A 17,593-nucleotide genomic window follows, 5' to 3' on the forward strand; every position below is an offset into this window, starting at 1 on the left:
ACGATCCACTAAAGGAGCTGTTCCATGATTGAAGTATCAGGTTTAAGCAAATCATTTCGGATTCCGCTTGTTGGCCAAGGACGCTGGCAGCGGCTCCGATCGTATATGAGTGGTGCCCACCAAGAAAAAATCGCAGTCAACGACATCAATTTTATCGTCGAACGCGGCGAATTTGTCGGTTACATCGGACCGAACGGAGCTGGCAAATCGACCACGATCAAAATGCTGACCGGTATTCTGCACCCTTCTTCCGGTGAGGTGCTAATCGACGGGCACAGCCCGCATAAATTCAGGCGGCAGGTCGTACGCAAGCTTGGAGTCGTGTTCGGACAGCGCAGCCAGCTATGGTGGGATCTGCCTGTGAAGGATTCCTACGATATATTAGCTGCGATGTACGGCATCGAACGGACGCAAAAGGACCGTACGTTAGCTGAGCTAAGTGAACTGCTCCAGCTCAAGGAATTTATCGATACGCCTGTCCGTAAGCTATCGCTTGGACAGCGTATGCGCGCCGATCTGGCTGCATCGATGCTGCATAACCCGGATATTTTGTTTCTCGATGAGCCTACCATCGGACTCGATGTCGTAGCCAAAAAATCAATTCGCAAGCTGCTTAAAGCCATGAACCGGGATTTTGGAAAAACGGTGCTGCTGACCACTCATGATATGGACGATATCGAGCAGCTATGTGAACGTGTAATGGTCATTAACCACGGCCAGCTTGCTTATGATGGAACCATTGATGGTTTGAGAGAGAAAATTGGATTGCCCACATTAATGAGAATCAGCTTTGTCGAGCCGATTCACGTGCCTCCTGAATGGAGCGGTGCTTTTCTGATTGTCGGCCAAACCGATAATGAACTCACTGTTCAGTGCAATCGTAGGTCTATTCAGGCAATGGACGTACTACGGCAAATCGAGGAATGGGGTACGATCTCCGATGTTCATATGGAGGAACCCGACTTCGAGGAAATCATTCATCGAATCTATTAGAAATTCATGCCTATACGGGAGATACTCGAGTCTGAGTATCTCTTTAAGCTGCTTGATGAGTTGGAGCAATTGAGTCCGAATATGTTATACTTCAACGTACATAGCAGGAAAAGAGGAGAACGGCCGTGGCACGTTGGAAGGTTAATTTAGCTGTATTATGTATAGGCCAGTTTTTGGTAATGAGCGGAATGACGATGATTACCCCCTTTTTACCTTTATACATACAAGAAATGGGTGTTACGGATCCTCATCACATTGCACTTTGGTCAGGATTTATTTTTGCAGGGAATTTTGTAACCTCATTTTTTTTCCAGCCGCTCTGGGGACGATTGTCCGATCGATATGGACGCAAGGTGATGCTGCTTCGTTCCTCGTTCGGAATGGCCGTCGTCATGACATTAATGGGTTTTGCCCACGATCCGACACAGCTGCTGCTGCTCAGGATTCTGAATGGCGTCATCTCTGGATTCATGCCGGCAGCGGTGGCCTTGATCTCAACCAATACACCCCGCGAGAAAAGTGGCTTCGCCATGGGTATGCTGCAATCGGGTGGGGTTGCAGGCTCGATTCTCGGTCCCTTCATCGGTGGTTTGATGGCGGAATGGCTTGGATTTCGTTCTATATTTTATGTGACAGGTGCTTTGTTATTCGGTGCCTCGATGGTCGCACTGTTTCTCGTTAAAGAAAAATTCGATTTGGCCGAGGCCAAGAAGAAAACGAATATTACGATTGTCCAAGGCTTCCGCGTGTTAATGAAAGTGAAGCAGCTGCCAGCGCTGTATGGAGTCACTTTTGTAATTCAGTTTTCGATGCTTGCTGCCATGCCGCTTATCCCCCTCTTCGTTCAGGATCTGCATGGGAAAGGTGAGCTGCTTGCTTTTTACGCAGGGCTTGTCGGATCGGTAACCGGCTTCTCCAATATGATAGCGTCTCCACTGCTCGGCAGATGGAGCGATCGAATAGGATCTGTTAAGATCTTGGCGGTTTGCTTGATTGGAGCAGGGTTATGCTATATTCCACAAGCACTCGTAACGAACATATGGCAGCTGTTTGCTGCGAGGTTTATGCTCGGTGTGTTTATGGGCGGTATGCTGCCCTCAGTCCAAACGCTAATTCGCAGCTACACCCCTAATGGTATGGAGAGCCGCTCTTACGGCTTCAACTCCAGCGCGCTCAGTCTTGGTAACATGATGGGACCGATTATTGGTGGAGCTTTGTCTGGCTGGGTGAGTATTCGCGGGGTTTTCATTATGTCCTGTATTATGCTGCTCGGCAACGCACTGTGGGTACGTCGCACTCTGAGTGATCAACAGCTTCCAAAACAGACAATCCAAAAAGCCGGAAACGTCTCTCACTCTGGAGACGATACCTGATACGGTCCGCATGACTCCATACATACCGACATATCCTAAGTAAAAGATTTTGTTCACTTACAAGCCGACTGTTTTCTGTCATACGGACTGGTCCATTCTATGTAATCCCAACAACAGCTTGCCACAGCAAGCTATTAGGAGGTTCTCCCCTGCATGAAGCTGGACATTAAAAAAATCCTGTTTATTATCGTTTGTGCCGAGCTGCTGCTCTGGTATCGTTCTGTGATTGAGGTAAGGAATTCGCATTATGAGATTGTGTACCATAATAATGAAGCTTATCATTGGAAGACACCCCAACCTGCAGGCAATCCGGCCGCACCGTTAAAACAAGCATCATAAATCGGTTGGATGTGGTTGTTCAAAAAAAACGCTGAGCACATCAAGGTTGCCATTATATTTAATACGGATTCAAAGAGCATACTATTTATTGATTTAACCCTCCTATGGGAAATAATAGGAGGGTTATTTTTTAAAAATATAGTGTCTACGACTGGCTGGTGCTCTCTGACATCTCCGGCTCTTTCTGTCTCATAATCGGGAGCATGACAAGCGCTCCGAGAATGAACAGGATGCCTGCTCCAGTATAGATCGTTACGAGCGGATACGTGTCTTTCAGCGTGCCGGCGAATGACATGGAGATGACCATCGTGCCAATGAACATCGGGGACAGTACACCATTAACCCGACCCACGATAGATTGGTGTGACCATTTTAGGATCATCGTACTGATCCCGATATGGATGCACGGGAACACGAGTCCGTTCACAAACTGTACAATCAACGTTAATGGTACATTCGTTGAGTAACCAACGATGACCGTACATATGGCCCCCACCAGCATACCGACGGCCAGCAACAATTGCGGTGCGACCTTCTTCGCAAACACGGCAACGATGCCGCCTCCGATCAGCATTGCGGCACCATTTACCATGAGGATGTACTGCAGAAATTCCTTTGGCTGGCCGAGTCGCTCAGTTACGATGAACAGGCCGAGCGCTTGGGCGATGCCCACGGCGAGTCCTGCCAATATGAATACCGCTCCCAGCGTCCGAAGCACGGGACTTTGCCAGACGTAACGGAAGCCCTCGTTGAACTCTTTACGGAATTGGCCTTTCACTACTTCCGGCCGCAGCTCCTCCTTATCCTTGGGCAGTCGGACCAGTATGAGCGCGGACAGCAGGAACGCAACCCCCATAACTGCAATTGATGTCTTTAGGCCGAACGTGCTGTAAGTGAATGTGCCAAGCATCGGCCCAAGCACCATGAAAATCGCCATCAATGACTGGAACAGGGCCATCCCCTGTTGCAGCTGCTCTTCTTCAACATGCTGCTTGAACAACCGCATACTCGAAGGCTGTGAGAACTGTGAGAGAATTGCTGAAATGAAAGTGACAAGGAAGACGGACTGCCATGATCCGAACTGAATCATCAGCAACACGACGAACACCGAAACTGCAGACAACAAGTCACACCAGATCATGGTCCGCTTCGGCCGCCAACGATCGGCGAATGTTCCGCCTATAAACGAGAACACGAAAATCGGCGCGAATTCGGCGACGCTAATTAATGATATGGCATACGGATTGTTATTTGTTTTATCCGCGATATAGAGCAGAATGGAAAAATTCCTCACCCAGATACCGATTTGCAGCAAGACGTTAGACAATAATACAGTCTGAAGGAAACGGTTACCGAAAAGGCTCGGGGCTTTGTCGGTGTTTTGATGCATAGCCAATTTTTAACACTCCTTTTTTATGCTACAACTAAAGTAGCAACAGGTAGAATATAGCGGCGGTGCCTAAGAAATCTTTCGTGTTTATTCTAGCATATAACAAATGTGATGGGTTCTTTTTAATTGCTATTTTCGGGTACCAAATTGAGGCAATTATACAACGAAGGCTAAGTGTTCATTCAGTGCTTTGCATTACCTTATTCGTTAGTCCAAATTACTATCTCACAGCTTCCAGCCTCAATTTGTTGTTCTGGCTTGCTCTTGTCCCAGTTTGTCGTAGCCGACGACCGTTATTTCATCAGCAGCAAGGGAAGAGTTGAAACTAACTATACCAAGGAAGTCCTGTCCCTCAGCCACTATTTTTTCTAAAATAACAATACTTAAGAAAAACAAGGTAGCAACCAATGCCAGGGCAGATACAATTCTTTTCATCATACACCTTCAAAATCTATAGACGAACGAATATTAGAAAAGGTTTCCATTAAAGTTCTATTGGTGACATGAAAGTAATTTGGGGGGAACAGCAGCGGATTGATATTACACCGGGGAATTCATAATCAAATTTGCAATGAAGCACACCCTTTACATTTTATAACTGAAAACTGTAAAGGGTTGCCCATATGTTTAAAACCCTTCCTATTCACAACAGCCGAATATGCTCAAGAACCTCACTTACAATGTTTCCTACTCGTTTAAAAAGGTTGTCGCCTTGTTCTGAATTAGCTTGGCTACTTCCTCCGCAGACTTTTGTTCGCTAAAGAATGATCTGGACTCATCTCCTATTATGGAAATCACTTTACCATCCGCCTTCGAATAGTTATTCGCTGTACTAATGAACTGTTTGAACTGGGTAAATTCTTCGTCAGACACCTTGGGGGCTTTTCCGTCTGGAAGTTTGTACTTTCCGCTTTTAACTTGATTCTGAATGTCGTTCAACTGCCTCTCATTCACAGATTTAAGCAGTGAAAATCCTTGCCTTCCTTGCAGGGATTGTCCTTCATCGGATAACAAGAAGGCAATAACCTTCCAAGCCTCCTCTTTAACCGAAGATTTGGCTTGAATGGCAAACTGGGAAGCGGTGATAATCCTCGCTCCTCCTGCTTGTTCTGGCTTTTGCAGCAACTTCGGGTTTGAGAAAAATTGGTGTTGACCATTAATTAAGTCTGCTGGTGATTGCAACAGGGTAGAATAGAACATCTGCTTGCCTATATCCGCTGGTTCTGAAGTCATAACTTTATTATCGTACATTTTCTTAATTTGTTGCATCATTCCCACGAAAAAGAGAGAGTCGAACTTTGCCTTTTTCGTTGAATGATCAACGAGCTCTGCGTATTTATCCACAACCAATTCTTGAAGGAGGAGTTCCGGCGGGTCATTCGCTAAAGCGTAGCGGCGCTCCTTGCCGCTCTCTCCCAGTTTTTTCGAAACCTTTTCAAACTCCTTCCAGGTCCATTTCTTATCGTCGACATTCGTGTTCTTAAGTATATCCCCATCGCCTATGAACGCACGGAGGGAGAATCCTAAAGGCATAGCATATAAACCGCCATTCTGCTTCAAAACATCCAAAATGTTCGTTTGCAAATCGTTTGTATTCAGCGATTTGTCTTTCATCATGGTCTCATCCATGTTCAGGAGAAGCTTTTTGCTCACATAATCGTCGATAGGTAAACTGCTTATTTCGAAGATATCCGGGCCTTTCCCTGAAAGCAAGGCTGTATTCATCGTTTTTTTGTATTTTTCATAATCCTCTGAAATTTGAATTTGCAGATCGATGTCTGGATTCTTTTCTTCAAACTTTTTCTCTACCGTCTTAAAAAATGCGTTCGATTCTTGCATAGCCGTAGGCCATACTTGCATCGCCAAAGTAACGACCTTTTTCCCTTCATTGATTACCGGTTTCTCCGTATTTGTCAGTTCCTTGCTGCCTTCAGAACTGCATGCGGCCATAGACGTTGTTAAAATACCAATAGACATCATACACTGCCACTTTTTCATCGAACAAATACCTCCTGGATTTTTTTGTCAAAAACGAACACGATTTCCCTCTTGTAAAGGCTCACTGCTTTCCATAATAATCAGGTCGTCCTTATAGAGGCTTTCCGCTTTAATCATTGTTTCTTTTCCATTCGTCTCACTGGACTGAATTCGAACTTTACGAGTAACAAAGCTATTGCCTAATGCCCCCCTCTGCTCGTCAATTTTGTAAACGAACAGGCCGTCGCGGTCTTGATGAATCGCCGCATTGGATATGACTAGCCCTTCTTGGTTTGAGCGTTTCTCCAATTTGAACTCTGCCTTCTCACCCCCTCTCAGCTCGGAATCAATGACCTTTATGCGAAGTGCCTTCTGTGCAATCGTTTGGGTAGGCCCTGCTTCTTCTACAGATGTGCTCTGGGTACGAGGTTGTATATTTGCCACTTCATCAATCGTGCCGTCGATCATACGGATTTGTTGTTCTTGGTCTCTTTCTGCTACTGTAAGTATCTTGACCTCTATCTTCTCTCCGATCGAAATCCCCAAGCTGGAAAGCAGCGTTGCATCGACAGAAATATCCAAACGATAGCCCAGACTGCTATTTGAGATAAGAACGTCTGGTTCCCCTGCTGTTATTACTCCTTCAATAGCATTCAATTTATTAATAATGCCATCGAACGGAGCGTTCATTTCCTGTTGGCTTGTCAGACGGTCTCTCAGCCCGTTAATTTTACGTTCCTGTATGCCGAGATCAAGTTTACGTGTTTCAATATTGCGGCTTGCAGCCCGAATCTTGAATGCGTCCCCTTCCGTCGTTGATAGAATGAACTGATCTTGAACATTCTGCAGCTCGATTTTCTGCTTGTCCAAGTTTGTTATTTCATCCTCCAATTCACTTTCAACAACTTTGCTGTCATAGATGATTAGCTTTTGCCCCTTCTTCACACGATCTCCTTCTTTTACGAGAATCGTTTGGACCTTCCAGCCAGCAGGGTTCGATAATCTCGTTTCGGCGAACGGTTGCATCATACCGCTGCCTTCGAGTGTAAATAAAAGACTTCTGTTAACCAGCTTTTCCGTTCTCACTTTTGGCAAGGTCAGTGACTGCAGCGTGTTGCTGAACAACGTAAAAAATATTAACAATCCCATAAAAACAATGAACACGACTTGAATGCTTCGTTTGTGCCTACGATCACCCAGTTCTTTTTCTAACTCCATATTCCGTCTTTCTCCTCCTAAGAAACTTTCCGTTGGAAAATTTTCTTCTTAAGCATCGTCTGAGTTTTACATTGGAAAAACTTGCATGGCAAGCATCAGCTTTACAAAAATTACCCCTTGATACCAGACAATTGAATACCTTCAATGAAATACGTTTCCGCATACAGAAACAGCAGCACCATCGGAGCCATGTAGAGCATGGATGCAGCGAAAGCAATCCCCAGCTCGCCATTAATCTTCGATAAATAAACGGATAACGGCTGCTTGAATGGATCGTCCAGAAAAATAAGCGGCTGCTCCACCATGTTCCAATAATCGACGAACAATAAAATAACGAGTGCAGCCAAACCCGGTTTGATCATCGGAATAATAATTTTGTAAAAAATTCGTAAATGTCCGGCTCCATCCATCTTGGCCGCTTCGACGTAGACATATGGAATATCCAGCATGAACTGCCTGAGCATAAACACACCGAAAGCTGCGAATATTCCAGGCAATATAATAGCGTTGGTACTATTCAGCAGACCAAGCTTATCCGCCATAATATAATTCGGAATTAGCGTTACTTGGAATGGCATGAGCATCGTCAAGACGTAGACGAGAAACAAGTGTTCCCGGCCGCGAAATTGCAGCTTCGAAAAGGCGTACGCAGCAAGTGCAGCTACAAGGGTTTGTCCTGCGATGATCGGCACTACCATAAATACCGAATTCCAAAACATCGTCAGATATCTCGGACTGCCCACCAACACCTTGCCATACTGCTCCAAGGACACTTGATCCGGCAGCAATTTTAAATTCACAAAAGGATTTGCTTTCCCAACAGTCGCTTGGTTCATCTGCCCAATGGGTCCATAATTGATGTCAATTTCCAGTTCTGTCATGAGCGAATTGGTCAAGGTGAGCGCAATCGGGAATAATAACAGGACTCCTATAGCACCCACGAATACCGTTAACGCACTTTTTTGTAATAGTTTGGCAACTTGCACAGTCTTCCTTCCCCCTATTCCATGAACTGCCGATATCGGCGTTCAAGAGCAAACAAGCCCCTGACAATCAAAAGAATACAGATGACCATCAAGGTCGCCGCGGCAGTCAGCTTCTGAATATTGAGCGACGTGAACATGTTGTTCATATAGTGCTGCATCATGTAGATACTGTCATGCGGATAATCGCCTGCGATCAAATACGTTTCCCGAAAAACTTTAAACGAATTAATGATCGACATGATGACGACAAAGAACATCGTGGATGTTAAATAAACAAGTGTAATACTGCCAAACTGACGTAAACGCCCAGCCCCTTCAATTTGGGCGGTTTCGTAATAATCCTTCGGAATTTGCTGTAGTCCCGCCAAAAATAAAATTACGTTATAGCCGATGTTCTTCCATACATAAACGACTATGATTACATTTCGGGCCGCATCGGTCTTCATCCAATCCACACGTTCGATTCCGAAGCCGCTCAGCCAGGCGTTCAAGGAGCCGTTCCAATCGAACAGCATTTGCCAGATCAGAATAATCGAGGCGACGGGAACGACAAGCGGCAGCACATATGCAGTCCGCAGCCATTTACGCAGATATATATTTTTATTCAACAGCATCGCCAAACCCAACGAAAGCGCAAGTAAAAGCGGAACACAAACCGCGCTAAAATAAAATGTATTGGACGACGCTTTTCGGAAGGAATTGCTCGCAAGCAGCTCGCGATAATTATCCAGGCCAACGAATTGGCCGTCGATCGTTCTATCCATGAAGGAGTAGAACACTCCCATGGCAAACGGAATAAGGTAGAACAATGCAAATCCAGCACCGCTTGGTGCGAGAAATATCCAGGCAGCCGCTGAATCCTTGTGAATCCATTTTTTTATTTTCTTCTTCATAATGAAGCCATGCCAAAAACCCCACTTGTTCATTCACAGTTTCCTCCTCCCCATTCATACATTTAGAATAGGGCAGGCTGTTAAATAAAAAAGTGGGGTAAATATAAAATTTTCCTTAAATGATTGGTACAATAGTTAGTCGAGTGCCTCAGATGCCATTTTTCGCGGGAAACGGACTTCAAAAAGTGTACGAATCAAACTGCTTTGGGCCAAAATTGTGCCTTGATGCTGAGTTACAATGTTTTTCGCAATAGACAAGCCAAGACCGGTACTCCCCTCACGATGAATCCGTGCTTGATCGCCGGTAAAAAACATATCGAAGATATGCGGCAGCTCTTCCGGAGGTATGCAATCCCCATAATTGACCACTTGAATCACCATATCTTCTGCGTCAATATTGCAATTAATATCAATAAACTGACCATCTTTTCCATAGCGAATGGCATTCGTCAGCAGATTTTCAAATACACGTGCCAATAGCTCTCCGTCACCCCAAATAGTCAAATGCGGAGTCACATTCAATCGGGTTGTTAGGTTGTTTTTCTCAAAGGCAGGGTATAGCTCCTCATTTAACTGGATGAGAAGCTCGCTCAGATCGATTGGTTGTTTTTCAAAGGTAAGCTTGCCATAGTTCATTCGTGTTATTTCGAACAGCTCGTCAATGAGCTTCTCTAAACGTTGAGATTTGGTATAAGCAATGCTCGTATAGTGCTTGATTTGTTCGGCAGTCAACTGATCGTCCTGAAGAATGAAATCCAGATAACCTAAAATCGAAGTCAGCGGCGTACGCAAATCGTGAGCCAAATTGAGGACCAATTGTTCCTTGCTGTTTTCTGCAAGGTCTCCTCTCTCCAAAGCTTGCTGCAATTTTTGACTGGCTAGATTAATGTCTCTCGCAATATCCCCGAATTCATCTTTGGATGGAATACGTATACGACTGTTGAAATCACCATTCGCAAGCTGATTAATACCGTTGGATATTTCTTGAAAATAAGCCACATATCTTTTGGTGAGGAGAAAGAAAAACAAAATCGAGAGAGGAATGAAAATAAGCAAAAAGAAGTTAACATCCCCAATATCTCTCATGAAATAACGAAATTTTGTCAATGGATTTTCGAACATGGTCGTATAATAAAAGAGTTGGAGAATCTTATAGATGATATAGGTAATAACAGCGGAAAAAAGCATACTTGAACCAAACAGCTGAATCATTTTAAAGCGAAAGCTCCGGGTCATTATAGCCATTGAATGCATATATCATAGGGACCTCCCTTTTGTTCGGAATGTAGCCATAAACTTAACCCATACTTTGCAAGCGATGAAGCCAATCAAGCCTCCACTGGAATTTAGAATAAGATCATCGACGTCAAAACTTCCAATAGAGAATAAGGCCTGCGCACTTTCCAGGATTAGACTTAAACCTAAAGAAAGTGTGAACGCGCCTATCAAACATATTTTTTTGTTTCTTAGCATGAAACCAAGAAAAATACCGAATGGCATGAATATCGCAATATTCCCAATCATGTTAATCAGATCATGAATCGATAAAACATGAATCGATCTGGATATTTCTTTAAAGGGGATCAGATTACCTTTTTGCAATCGCCTGGTGATATCATCCGGATTTCTCAGACTCTGCTTAAGTTGCTGACTGAGAAATGTCATATCGATCACACCGAACTTAAACAGAATAATTTTGAATAATGCGTACACATATAAGACAAACAGTGCATGGATTTTAAGATTATTCAACGTTCTCTTATGTTTTATTTCCCATCTCACCATCTTGAGTCTCCTGAGCTCCAAAAAAACCATTTCTTCATCCTTAGTATCCTCCTAACCATTCGTACACTTTTAGGATAAGGAAAACTATTTAAAAAGAAATGGGGTTAAAAATAAAATTTTTCTTAAACTTCTACATCTATTTAGGGTGAGGATAATTTAAAGACTTACGAACCAAACTGCCTTGGATTACCTCAGGTACGGGAAAGCAGGGTGTTTTGGACAATACTAAGGTTCAATCACAACTAAAAATCACTTTAGTGACTTCGGGCCATTTGCATCTCAAGAACGCGATCCCGAGTATCTGCTGGACGGTACTGCTTCAAAACGCCTTGATCATATGTAAAAAAAGCGTAGGCATCGTTATTGCCGATTTGAATCAGGGGCTGTCCATTCTCTATAAAAAGGGACGAGTAGGAAGGCTCGTCATTAGCTATTTCAGGGAACAAGCTGCTTGATTGCAGAACGGTCGATTCGAAGCGCTCATGCTCCGTGACCCACCGATGGATCTCCAGAGCGGGAGGCACCCAGTCTGTCTGGTTGCCGATCCATTCAGGGACACCATCGCTGTCAATATCCATTGGAATCGTGGTATGCCCTTGAAAATCAACTACATGCCAAGAATCAGTATTGTGGTGATAAGTCAGCAGCCCCTTTTTTGCACCAATCGAGCCAAAAGGGATTTCAATAACGGCACCAGAAACCTCCCCAGTCAAAAAGCTTAAAGGATGGATCCAGACTTGATTCTCGTCAAAATTGGGCATGTCACCTAACTTCCATTCTGAATTCCTACCCTTGAGATATCCGGTTAAACCTGAGGAGGCAACCCCATTTGTATATACAAGAACTTCCGCCTCAGACCCGGGAAGAACAAAGCTTTGGATAAGCTTCGCCCCGATAGGAGCAGTGCCCTTCTCTAAGGGTTGTCCCATACTTTCTTCAAAGGGAATAACTACATGCTCAGGAAACAAGTCAGGCCTATAGATCGGATGCTGACCACTATGTTCAGATATGTTTGTCGACATACCGTTGTCATACATGACTTGATCATTGCTGCATGCGAGAGTGCTAAGCAGTATCAGCATCATTATGCCTGCACGATGGATGAAGTTCGTCAATATGTAATCCCTCACTTCTTATAGAAATATATAAACATTCTGCCATCCTGTGTTCTGTCTCATTTACAAATAACTCCATATGTTAAACGTAAAAAGCAATGCATTTGTTGCGTTATCCCTTATTGCCAGCAAAATAAAGGGCTACCGTTAGGCAGCCCTCATGCTAGTGAATGCAAAGTTTCCAGATCGAATTAAAATAGAACTGCCCCCGTCGTTGTTCATGATGGACGGAAGCGGTTGTTAAACTGCTTGCGACCCCACTCTACTGCAAATTTTATATTTGCGCTCCCGGCAGGTGTTGCCGCTTTGAATGCGACCGTGATATTGTCCTTATCTGCTGTTATTGAAGAGATCCCAATCGAATTGGCGTCGGCAGATAACGCCGTAGCGGTGTACCACTCAGGCGTGACGCCTAATAAATGGGCCACTTGATAGTTTATATTGCCGCCGTTAACCGAAGCGATTGCACGCTGCCCTGTAAATACTATCTCATCCCCGACATACGAGGATTGGGATGAATAAGAAAGCGAGTCCCATACCTTGGTCAAGGACGTATCCAGCTCAGGCGAAGCTACCTTGTCCCAATATTCAAAAGTGCCCTGCGGATACAAGTCGTACGTATATTCGAACACACAATAGTTCGTATATTTGGGACGGCGGAAATATAGCCAGTATTTCCCTCCTGCATCGGCATATACGGTAAAGTTGGCAAATGCATCGCCAGTTCCATTAAAACCGTCGCCATCGACATTAAATATCGGTTTAAAACCGCCTGCCTCATTGCCGCGAACACCAAATGCGAATTCGGCGGATGCGGAGCGATAGGATGCCTTGCCGTAATCCGTAGTCATCCTGACCCTGCCGCTAAATAGCGATCGGTCCGTCCCAATACGGCACACTCGAAACCACTGTGCATAATTCTGCACCCCAGGCTTAGGCTCGCCGATATCCCGCAGCTTTTGATATCTCAGATCTCGCCACGTATTTTTCCAATTCTCGGCATTGCTTAAATGCGATGTTCTTACGGACCCGTCAAAATTAAACATGCCCGATGTTTCCGGGTAATCGATTTTAATGAAATTACCTGTAAATGCTGCCCCCTCAGGCGGCGTCTCGCAGCGGAACATGCCGCCGGAATCACGTATGGTGCCGTTTTTGCCAAAGCCAACGCCTATTGAACTGCCTGTTGTCCAGATGTTGACTTCCAGGATTGCATTATAGATTTCATGCGAAGCATTGTTGTATGCATCATCGCCTACCAGCATCCCGATCTGGCCGTCGCGAACGTTAAGAGAGACGTTGCGAAAGGTCGTATATCCATACGAAGGCATGTTGGACGTTCCTGGTTGACGTTTGAACACAATATGACGCTTGCAATTGCTGATCGATACGTTTTCCAATGTCGTTCCCTCTACCCAAAAATTGCGGGAGTGCAGCACCAGGCCATCCCCTGCCAAAAAACCGTAGATGCTCAAATTGCGAAGCTTGAACCCGTATGTATCCGAAATCTCGATCGCGATCGAATTGGAATTACTGCCGCCATTTATCGACAAATCGATGATCGCATGACTGGTGCCAACAGCACCGCTCCACACCGTAGAGTTTCGCCAATAACGAAACAGGTAACCATCGCCATTCCAAGTAAGATTCGTCACACCGACCCCATCGCCGGAAATGATAACATTAGGCGGCACATCAATATTGCCGCCTGATGCAGTAAAGTCATATGAACCTGCGGGAATCAGCACTACGCCACCTTCTACGGCAGCCGATAGCAGTACCGCCTTGATGGCGTCAGTCGGGTTGGAGGGCCACAGAGCGGAGTCAATCACACGCCAGACCGGTTGCACGCCGCCTACAAGCAAAGCACCGCTGTGTTCAGCCAGCGCGTCTTCGAGACCAACTTGATATACAGCTACCCACGCCGTATTGCTAATACCTCCATCAGCAGCCGGGTTGTTGGCAGCAGTCGTATGAGGGCGTGCTCCAGCCCATCGGTAACCAGTCGTTATGCCGTCAGCAGAAGTGTGCTCCAGAACGTCCCACTCCTGAAAGATCCGCACACTTGGCCTGAAAGTACCGTAGATGCGGAGCAAACCACCCAACTGAACATTCCCGTGTTCGGAATTGTTTCCATAAACACTGTCCTGAACGGAGGTACCAGCGGCTGCATTCACGATCCCCCCCGAAGCGCCGTACAATAGTGCCGCGGCACCGGTCATGCCCAACGAGGCTATCAGCTCTCTGCGCGTTACCAGCTTGTGCGAATCCTTACGATCGGTCATACGTCATTCCTCCCACGAATTTTCATTATTGTTGTTATCCAAAACTGCATGAAGACAAGACAGTGTCAATAAACAAGCTCCCGAAACTGCTTAACAGTATGGAACGATATGAAATTGCCATTGTGCGCGCTGGAAGCCCGTTCATCGCCCGACCGACTCATAATGTGCAAGTCATCGCCGTCAATCGCCATGGTGGCGTAGTGCCTTGCGTGCTTCGCTGCCGCTCCTGCTGCTACCAGACCGGCAAAGCACCAATCGATACAATTTTTAGAAAAATGCAGCTGCAATCTTGTCCGCTCGTTGTTTGGCAAATTGTAGCGGTCCGAGGGCAGTCTATCTGCTCTGGTCATGCTATCCGTTGCCTGCGTACTTAGCAGCCAATACAATTGCATACGTTCGTCGAACAGGATATGAAATTTCATTTGTCCTCCCGGGCAGGGTACGAATGCAATGTGCTTACCCGAAGGGACAGTCTCCAGCATGGTTGTCATCACGCCGTGCTCATCTTCCACTACTTTGGCGATTGCCGCATAACCACTTCCCCCCGTGTGGGCGCGCATCCACAAATGAAACGTTTTCCCCGCCACGTCGTACCACAAATGGTTTTCGTCAATAAACTGCACCACGTTCGTTTCCAGCCAGCCCGCCGGGGCACAGCCTCTGTTCGGTGCGACATCGATGTATCGCTGAGGATCGTTATGAAAAAAAGGAACGCCGAAATAGTCCAATTTTTCTACAGGAATAGCATCACAGAAGGCAAGCTCAGAGGCAAAAGTCCAGTTTGCTGCTGTTGTCAGCTCCGAATCTGTCCTTCCACGCATCAGAATAGGCGCCAATTCGCCCACAGGCCAGCCTTCGATGCTGCGATACAGGCGTTTTTCCATAACCAGATACACCGATCCATTGGCATAATGGACGTTGCATGGCGCCTGATGCCATTCCTCGCCTTCAGTCAGGCGAACCAGGCTCGTCCAGCTCTCACCTTCATCATCTGAACGCATGATCATCAAATCGCCGCTATGACCTATCACATAAAGAGAACGACCGGCGACAAACGGTCTCGCATGCACATACGGATAATCCGATCTATATGTCCACGTCAAGCCCTGGTCATCCGAGGTTAGCACTTTTCCTTGAGGGGACTTTACTTCAGGACCGCCAAGATCCAGAGTAGCCACCAAACGGCCAGATGGAAGCACAGCAAGACCGGGGCTGTAGCAGTAAATGCTGGACGGATCTGCAGATTCATATACTTTGACAAACTCATCAGCCAATAATTTCATTCGTACACCTCTTCGGAATGAGTAAGATCCGCATCCATACAAATTTCGGTTTTTATCCTTTTAGCGAACCAATCATAACTCCCTTGACAAAGTACTTTTGCGCAAAAGGGTATATGCATAAAATCGGCAAGCTGGAAATGATGATGATGCCGTATTTGACGGACTCAGCCAAAAACGTTTTTTGCGCCATGTCCTGGTCCACAATACCGAGATCAAGCTGCTGCATCATTTGCGTCTGACTCGTCAGTATTTCCCTTAGCACCAGTTGAAGCGGGATGTAACTGCGGTCGTTCAAATAAATAAGTGCGTTAAAAAATGAGTTCCACTGGCTGACAGCAGTAAATACCACCAGCACGGCAATGATCGCTTTGGAAAGCGGCAGAATAATTTTCGTAAAATATCCGATATTGCCACAGCCATCCATCTTTGCTGCTTCAAACAGCTCCACGGGAATGGTTGATTCGAAAAACGTTCGTGTAATGATGATATTCCACATACTGACGCTTCCGAGTATGATAACGATGAGCGGGTTATTGATCAGGTTTAGATCCTTTACCAGCAAATAAGTCGGGATCAGTCCCCCACTGATAAACATGGGGATAATAAACAGCGTAATGATGAACCCCCGGCCAACCAAATCTTTACGCGAAAAAACATATGCCGTCATCAGTGTCAGACTGACGCTGAGCAATGACCCGCCAATCGTGTACAAGACCGTGTTCAGGTACCCGATCCATAACTGCTTGTATTCGAAAATAAGTTTGTAGCCATCCCAATTCAAACCCTTGGGGAATATAAATACTTTGCCCGTTCCTACTGCGGAAGGGTCACTGAAGGAAGCAATCACGATAAAATACATCGGATACAATACCAGGATCAACATCAGAAACAAATAAATGTTATTCATCGTATCGTAAACCATATCGGATTGGCTTTTGCGCGTTATGCCTGTCATCCTGACCCCACCTTTAAAAAATTCCGCTTTGCCCTAATTTTTTTGCCAGTTTATTGACCGTTAACAACAATAGTAAATTAACAACTGAATTGAATAGACCGACCGCTGCGGAAAAGCTGTACTGGGACTGCAGCAGGCCCACCTTGTAGACATAAGTGGAAATAACTTCGGAAGCTCCCAAATTCAACGCATTTTGCATTAAAAATGCTTTTTCAAAGCCGACGCCCAGCATCCCACCACAGTTCAAGATTAGCAGGGTAACGATAGTTGGCATAATCGAAGGCAGATCGATATAGAAGGCGCGCTGGAATTTATTCGCACCATCCACAATGGAAGCTTCGTGCAGTGATGTATCGACACCCGATAATGCCGCCAAATAAATGATGCTGCCCCAACCCATGCCCTGCCAAACGCCGGACCATACATACAGATGCCCGAAAAATTCGGGGTCGGACAGGATCATTAGCGGGCCATGCGTCAACCCAAGGAAATTCAGGAACTGGCTGACAATCCCTAAGCGTGGAGCCAGAAACACGTTAAGCATGCCGACCAGTACGACCGTAGATATAAAATGGGGCGCATACGTTACCGTCTGTACAATGCTTTTTAACCGCTTGCTGTTTGCGCTATTCAGCGCCAAAGCGAGCACAATCGGAATAGGAAAACCTGCCAATAAAGAGTACAAGCTAAGCGACAGCGTATTTTTGATCAATGTCCAAAACATATCCAGCTTGAATAGTCTTTCAAAATGATACAAGCCTACCCATTCGCTGCCCCATATGCCTTTAACTGGTTTAAAATTTTCAAAGGCAATCAAAATGCCGTATAAAGGGACGTATTCAAATACAAGAACATAGATCAGCGCGGGAAGGACCAGAACGTATAAGCCTATATTTTCTCTCACTTTGAGCAATTTTCTGCTGAACAGCCGTGTCGGGGCTTGCGCTCGGATAACCGGATTAGAATCGATCATGTTGAACTCCTCTCGTACGTTCGATGGA

16 protein-coding genes are annotated in these 17,593 nt (G+C 45.5%); 3 read left to right on the plus strand and 13 right to left on the minus strand.

Going from position 1 to position 17,593, the window contains the following annotated elements; all coding sequences use genetic code 11:
* The first annotated feature begins 24 nt into the window (after positions 1-24).
* The 3 genes from LRL21_RS28085 to LRL21_RS28095 all read left to right on the plus strand — a co-directional run bounded on the left by LRL21_RS28085 (position 25) and on the right by LRL21_RS28095 (position 2,705).
* A complete protein-coding gene (locus tag LRL21_RS28085) occupies positions 25-993 on the plus strand; it encodes an ABC transporter ATP-binding protein (protein WP_240419083.1) in 969 nt (322 codons plus the stop codon).
* A gap of 125 nt (positions 994-1,118) precedes the next feature.
* The gene (locus LRL21_RS28090; RefSeq protein WP_240419084.1) at positions 1,119-2,366 is read left to right on the plus strand and encodes an MFS transporter; all 1,248 of its coding nucleotides are present in this window, start codon (positions 1,119-1,121) and stop codon (positions 2,364-2,366) included.
* A gap of 153 nt (positions 2,367-2,519) precedes the next feature.
* Positions 2,520-2,705 carry a hypothetical protein gene (locus LRL21_RS28095; RefSeq protein WP_240419085.1) on the plus strand — a complete coding sequence of 62 codons (186 nt, stop codon included), beginning with the start codon at positions 2,520-2,522 and terminating at the stop codon, positions 2,703-2,705.
* Between the two features lie 145 nt (positions 2,706-2,850).
* Here LRL21_RS28095 and LRL21_RS28100 read toward each other — a convergent pair whose 3' ends face one another.
* The 13 genes from LRL21_RS28100 to LRL21_RS28160 form a co-directional block, all read right to left on the minus strand.
* Positions 2,851-4,095 carry an MFS transporter gene (locus LRL21_RS28100; RefSeq protein WP_240419175.1) on the minus strand — a complete coding sequence of 415 codons (1,245 nt, stop codon included), beginning with the start codon at positions 4,093-4,095 and terminating at the stop codon, positions 2,851-2,853.
* Positions 4,096-4,335: 240 nt separating this feature from the next.
* The gene (locus LRL21_RS28105) at positions 4,336-4,533 is read right to left on the minus strand and encodes a hypothetical protein (protein WP_240419086.1); all 198 of its coding nucleotides are present in this window, start codon (positions 4,531-4,533) and stop codon (positions 4,336-4,338) included.
* Between the two features lie 249 nt (positions 4,534-4,782).
* Positions 4,783-6,093 carry an ABC transporter substrate-binding protein gene (locus LRL21_RS28110; protein WP_240419087.1) on the minus strand — a complete coding sequence of 437 codons (1,311 nt, stop codon included), beginning with the start codon at positions 6,091-6,093 and terminating at the stop codon, positions 4,783-4,785.
* A gap of 27 nt (positions 6,094-6,120) precedes the next feature.
* Positions 6,121-7,290, minus strand: a complete 1,170-nt coding sequence (locus LRL21_RS28115) for an efflux RND transporter periplasmic adaptor subunit (RefSeq protein WP_240419088.1) — start codon at positions 7,288-7,290, stop codon at positions 6,121-6,123.
* Positions 7,291-7,400: 110 nt separating this feature from the next.
* Entirely contained in the window at positions 7,401-8,276 is an 876-nt protein-coding gene (locus LRL21_RS28120) for a carbohydrate ABC transporter permease (RefSeq protein WP_240419089.1), read from the minus strand.
* Between the two features lie 14 nt (positions 8,277-8,290).
* Complete coding sequence (locus LRL21_RS28125) at positions 8,291-9,169, minus strand: carbohydrate ABC transporter permease (protein WP_420832496.1); 879 nt, start codon at positions 9,167-9,169, stop codon at positions 8,291-8,293.
* Between the two features lie 135 nt (positions 9,170-9,304).
* Positions 9,305-10,414, minus strand: coding sequence for a sensor histidine kinase (locus tag LRL21_RS28130; RefSeq protein ID WP_240419091.1), 1,110 nt, complete (start codon positions 10,412-10,414; stop codon positions 9,305-9,307).
* 12 nt (positions 10,415-10,426) lie between these two features.
* Positions 10,427-10,954 carry a VanZ family protein gene (locus LRL21_RS28135; RefSeq protein WP_240419092.1) on the minus strand — a complete coding sequence of 176 codons (528 nt, stop codon included), beginning with the start codon at positions 10,952-10,954 and terminating at the stop codon, positions 10,427-10,429.
* 254 nt (positions 10,955-11,208) lie between these two features.
* Positions 11,209-12,069: a hypothetical protein gene (locus LRL21_RS28140; protein WP_240419093.1), complete on the minus strand. Its 861-nt coding sequence runs from the start codon at positions 12,067-12,069 to the stop codon at positions 11,209-11,211.
* 218 nt (positions 12,070-12,287) lie between these two features.
* Positions 12,288-14,354 carry a hypothetical protein gene (locus tag LRL21_RS28145; RefSeq protein ID WP_240419094.1) on the minus strand — a complete coding sequence of 689 codons (2,067 nt, stop codon included), beginning with the start codon at positions 14,352-14,354 and terminating at the stop codon, positions 12,288-12,290.
* Positions 14,355-14,419: 65 nt separating this feature from the next.
* Positions 14,420-15,637 (minus strand): sialidase family protein, encoded by a 1,218-nt coding sequence (locus tag LRL21_RS28150; protein ID WP_240419095.1) that lies wholly within the window; start codon positions 15,635-15,637, stop codon positions 14,420-14,422.
* Positions 15,638-15,689: 52 nt separating this feature from the next.
* The gene (locus LRL21_RS28155; RefSeq protein ID WP_240419096.1) at positions 15,690-16,592 is read right to left on the minus strand and encodes a carbohydrate ABC transporter permease; all 903 of its coding nucleotides are present in this window, start codon (positions 16,590-16,592) and stop codon (positions 15,690-15,692) included.
* Between the two features lie 13 nt (positions 16,593-16,605).
* Complete coding sequence (locus LRL21_RS28160; RefSeq protein WP_240419097.1) at positions 16,606-17,565, minus strand: ABC transporter permease; 960 nt, start codon at positions 17,563-17,565, stop codon at positions 16,606-16,608.
* Between the last annotated feature and the right edge of the window lie 28 nt (positions 17,566-17,593).

Source organism: Paenibacillus periandrae, assembly GCF_022458865.1.
Classification (GTDB): domain Bacteria; phylum Bacillota; class Bacilli; order Paenibacillales; family NBRC-103111; genus Paenibacillus_S; species Paenibacillus_S periandrae.

Coding starts and splice junctions, on each gene's coding strand:
- LRL21_RS28085 (WP_240419083.1), top strand. CDS start 25: ATGATTGAAGTATCAGGTTTAAGCAAATCATTTCGGATTCCGCTTGTT.
- LRL21_RS28095 (WP_240419085.1), top strand. CDS start 2,520: ATGAAGCTGGACATTAAAAAAATCCTGTTTATTATCGTTTGTGCCGAG.
- LRL21_RS28100 (WP_240419175.1), bottom strand. CDS start 4,095: ATGCATCAAAACACCGACAAAGCCCCGAGCCTTTTCGGTAACCGTTTC.
- LRL21_RS28105 (WP_240419086.1), bottom strand. CDS start 4,533: ATGATGAAAAGAATTGTATCTGCCCTGGCATTGGTTGCTACCTTGTTT.
- LRL21_RS28110 (WP_240419087.1), bottom strand. CDS start 6,093: ATGAAAAAGTGGCAGTGTATGATGTCTATTGGTATTTTAACAACGTCT.
- LRL21_RS28115 (WP_240419088.1), bottom strand. CDS start 7,290: ATGGAGTTAGAAAAAGAACTGGGTGATCGTAGGCACAAACGAAGCATT.
- LRL21_RS28125 (WP_420832496.1), bottom strand. CDS start 9,169: ATGAAGAAGAAAATAAAAAAATGGATTCACAAGGATTCAGCGGCTGCC.
- LRL21_RS28130 (WP_240419091.1), bottom strand. CDS start 10,414: ATGGCTATAATGACCCGGAGCTTTCGCTTTAAAATGATTCAGCTGTTT.
- LRL21_RS28135 (WP_240419092.1), bottom strand. CDS start 10,954: ATGGTGAGATGGGAAATAAAACATAAGAGAACGTTGAATAATCTTAAA.
- LRL21_RS28145 (WP_240419094.1), bottom strand. CDS start 14,354: ATGACCGATCGTAAGGATTCGCACAAGCTGGTAACGCGCAGAGAGCTG.
- LRL21_RS28150 (WP_240419095.1), bottom strand. CDS start 15,637: ATGAAATTATTGGCTGATGAGTTTGTCAAAGTATATGAATCTGCAGAT.
- LRL21_RS28155 (WP_240419096.1), bottom strand. CDS start 16,592: ATGACAGGCATAACGCGCAAAAGCCAATCCGATATGGTTTACGATACG.
- LRL21_RS28160 (WP_240419097.1), bottom strand. CDS start 17,565: ATGATCGATTCTAATCCGGTTATCCGAGCGCAAGCCCCGACACGGCTG.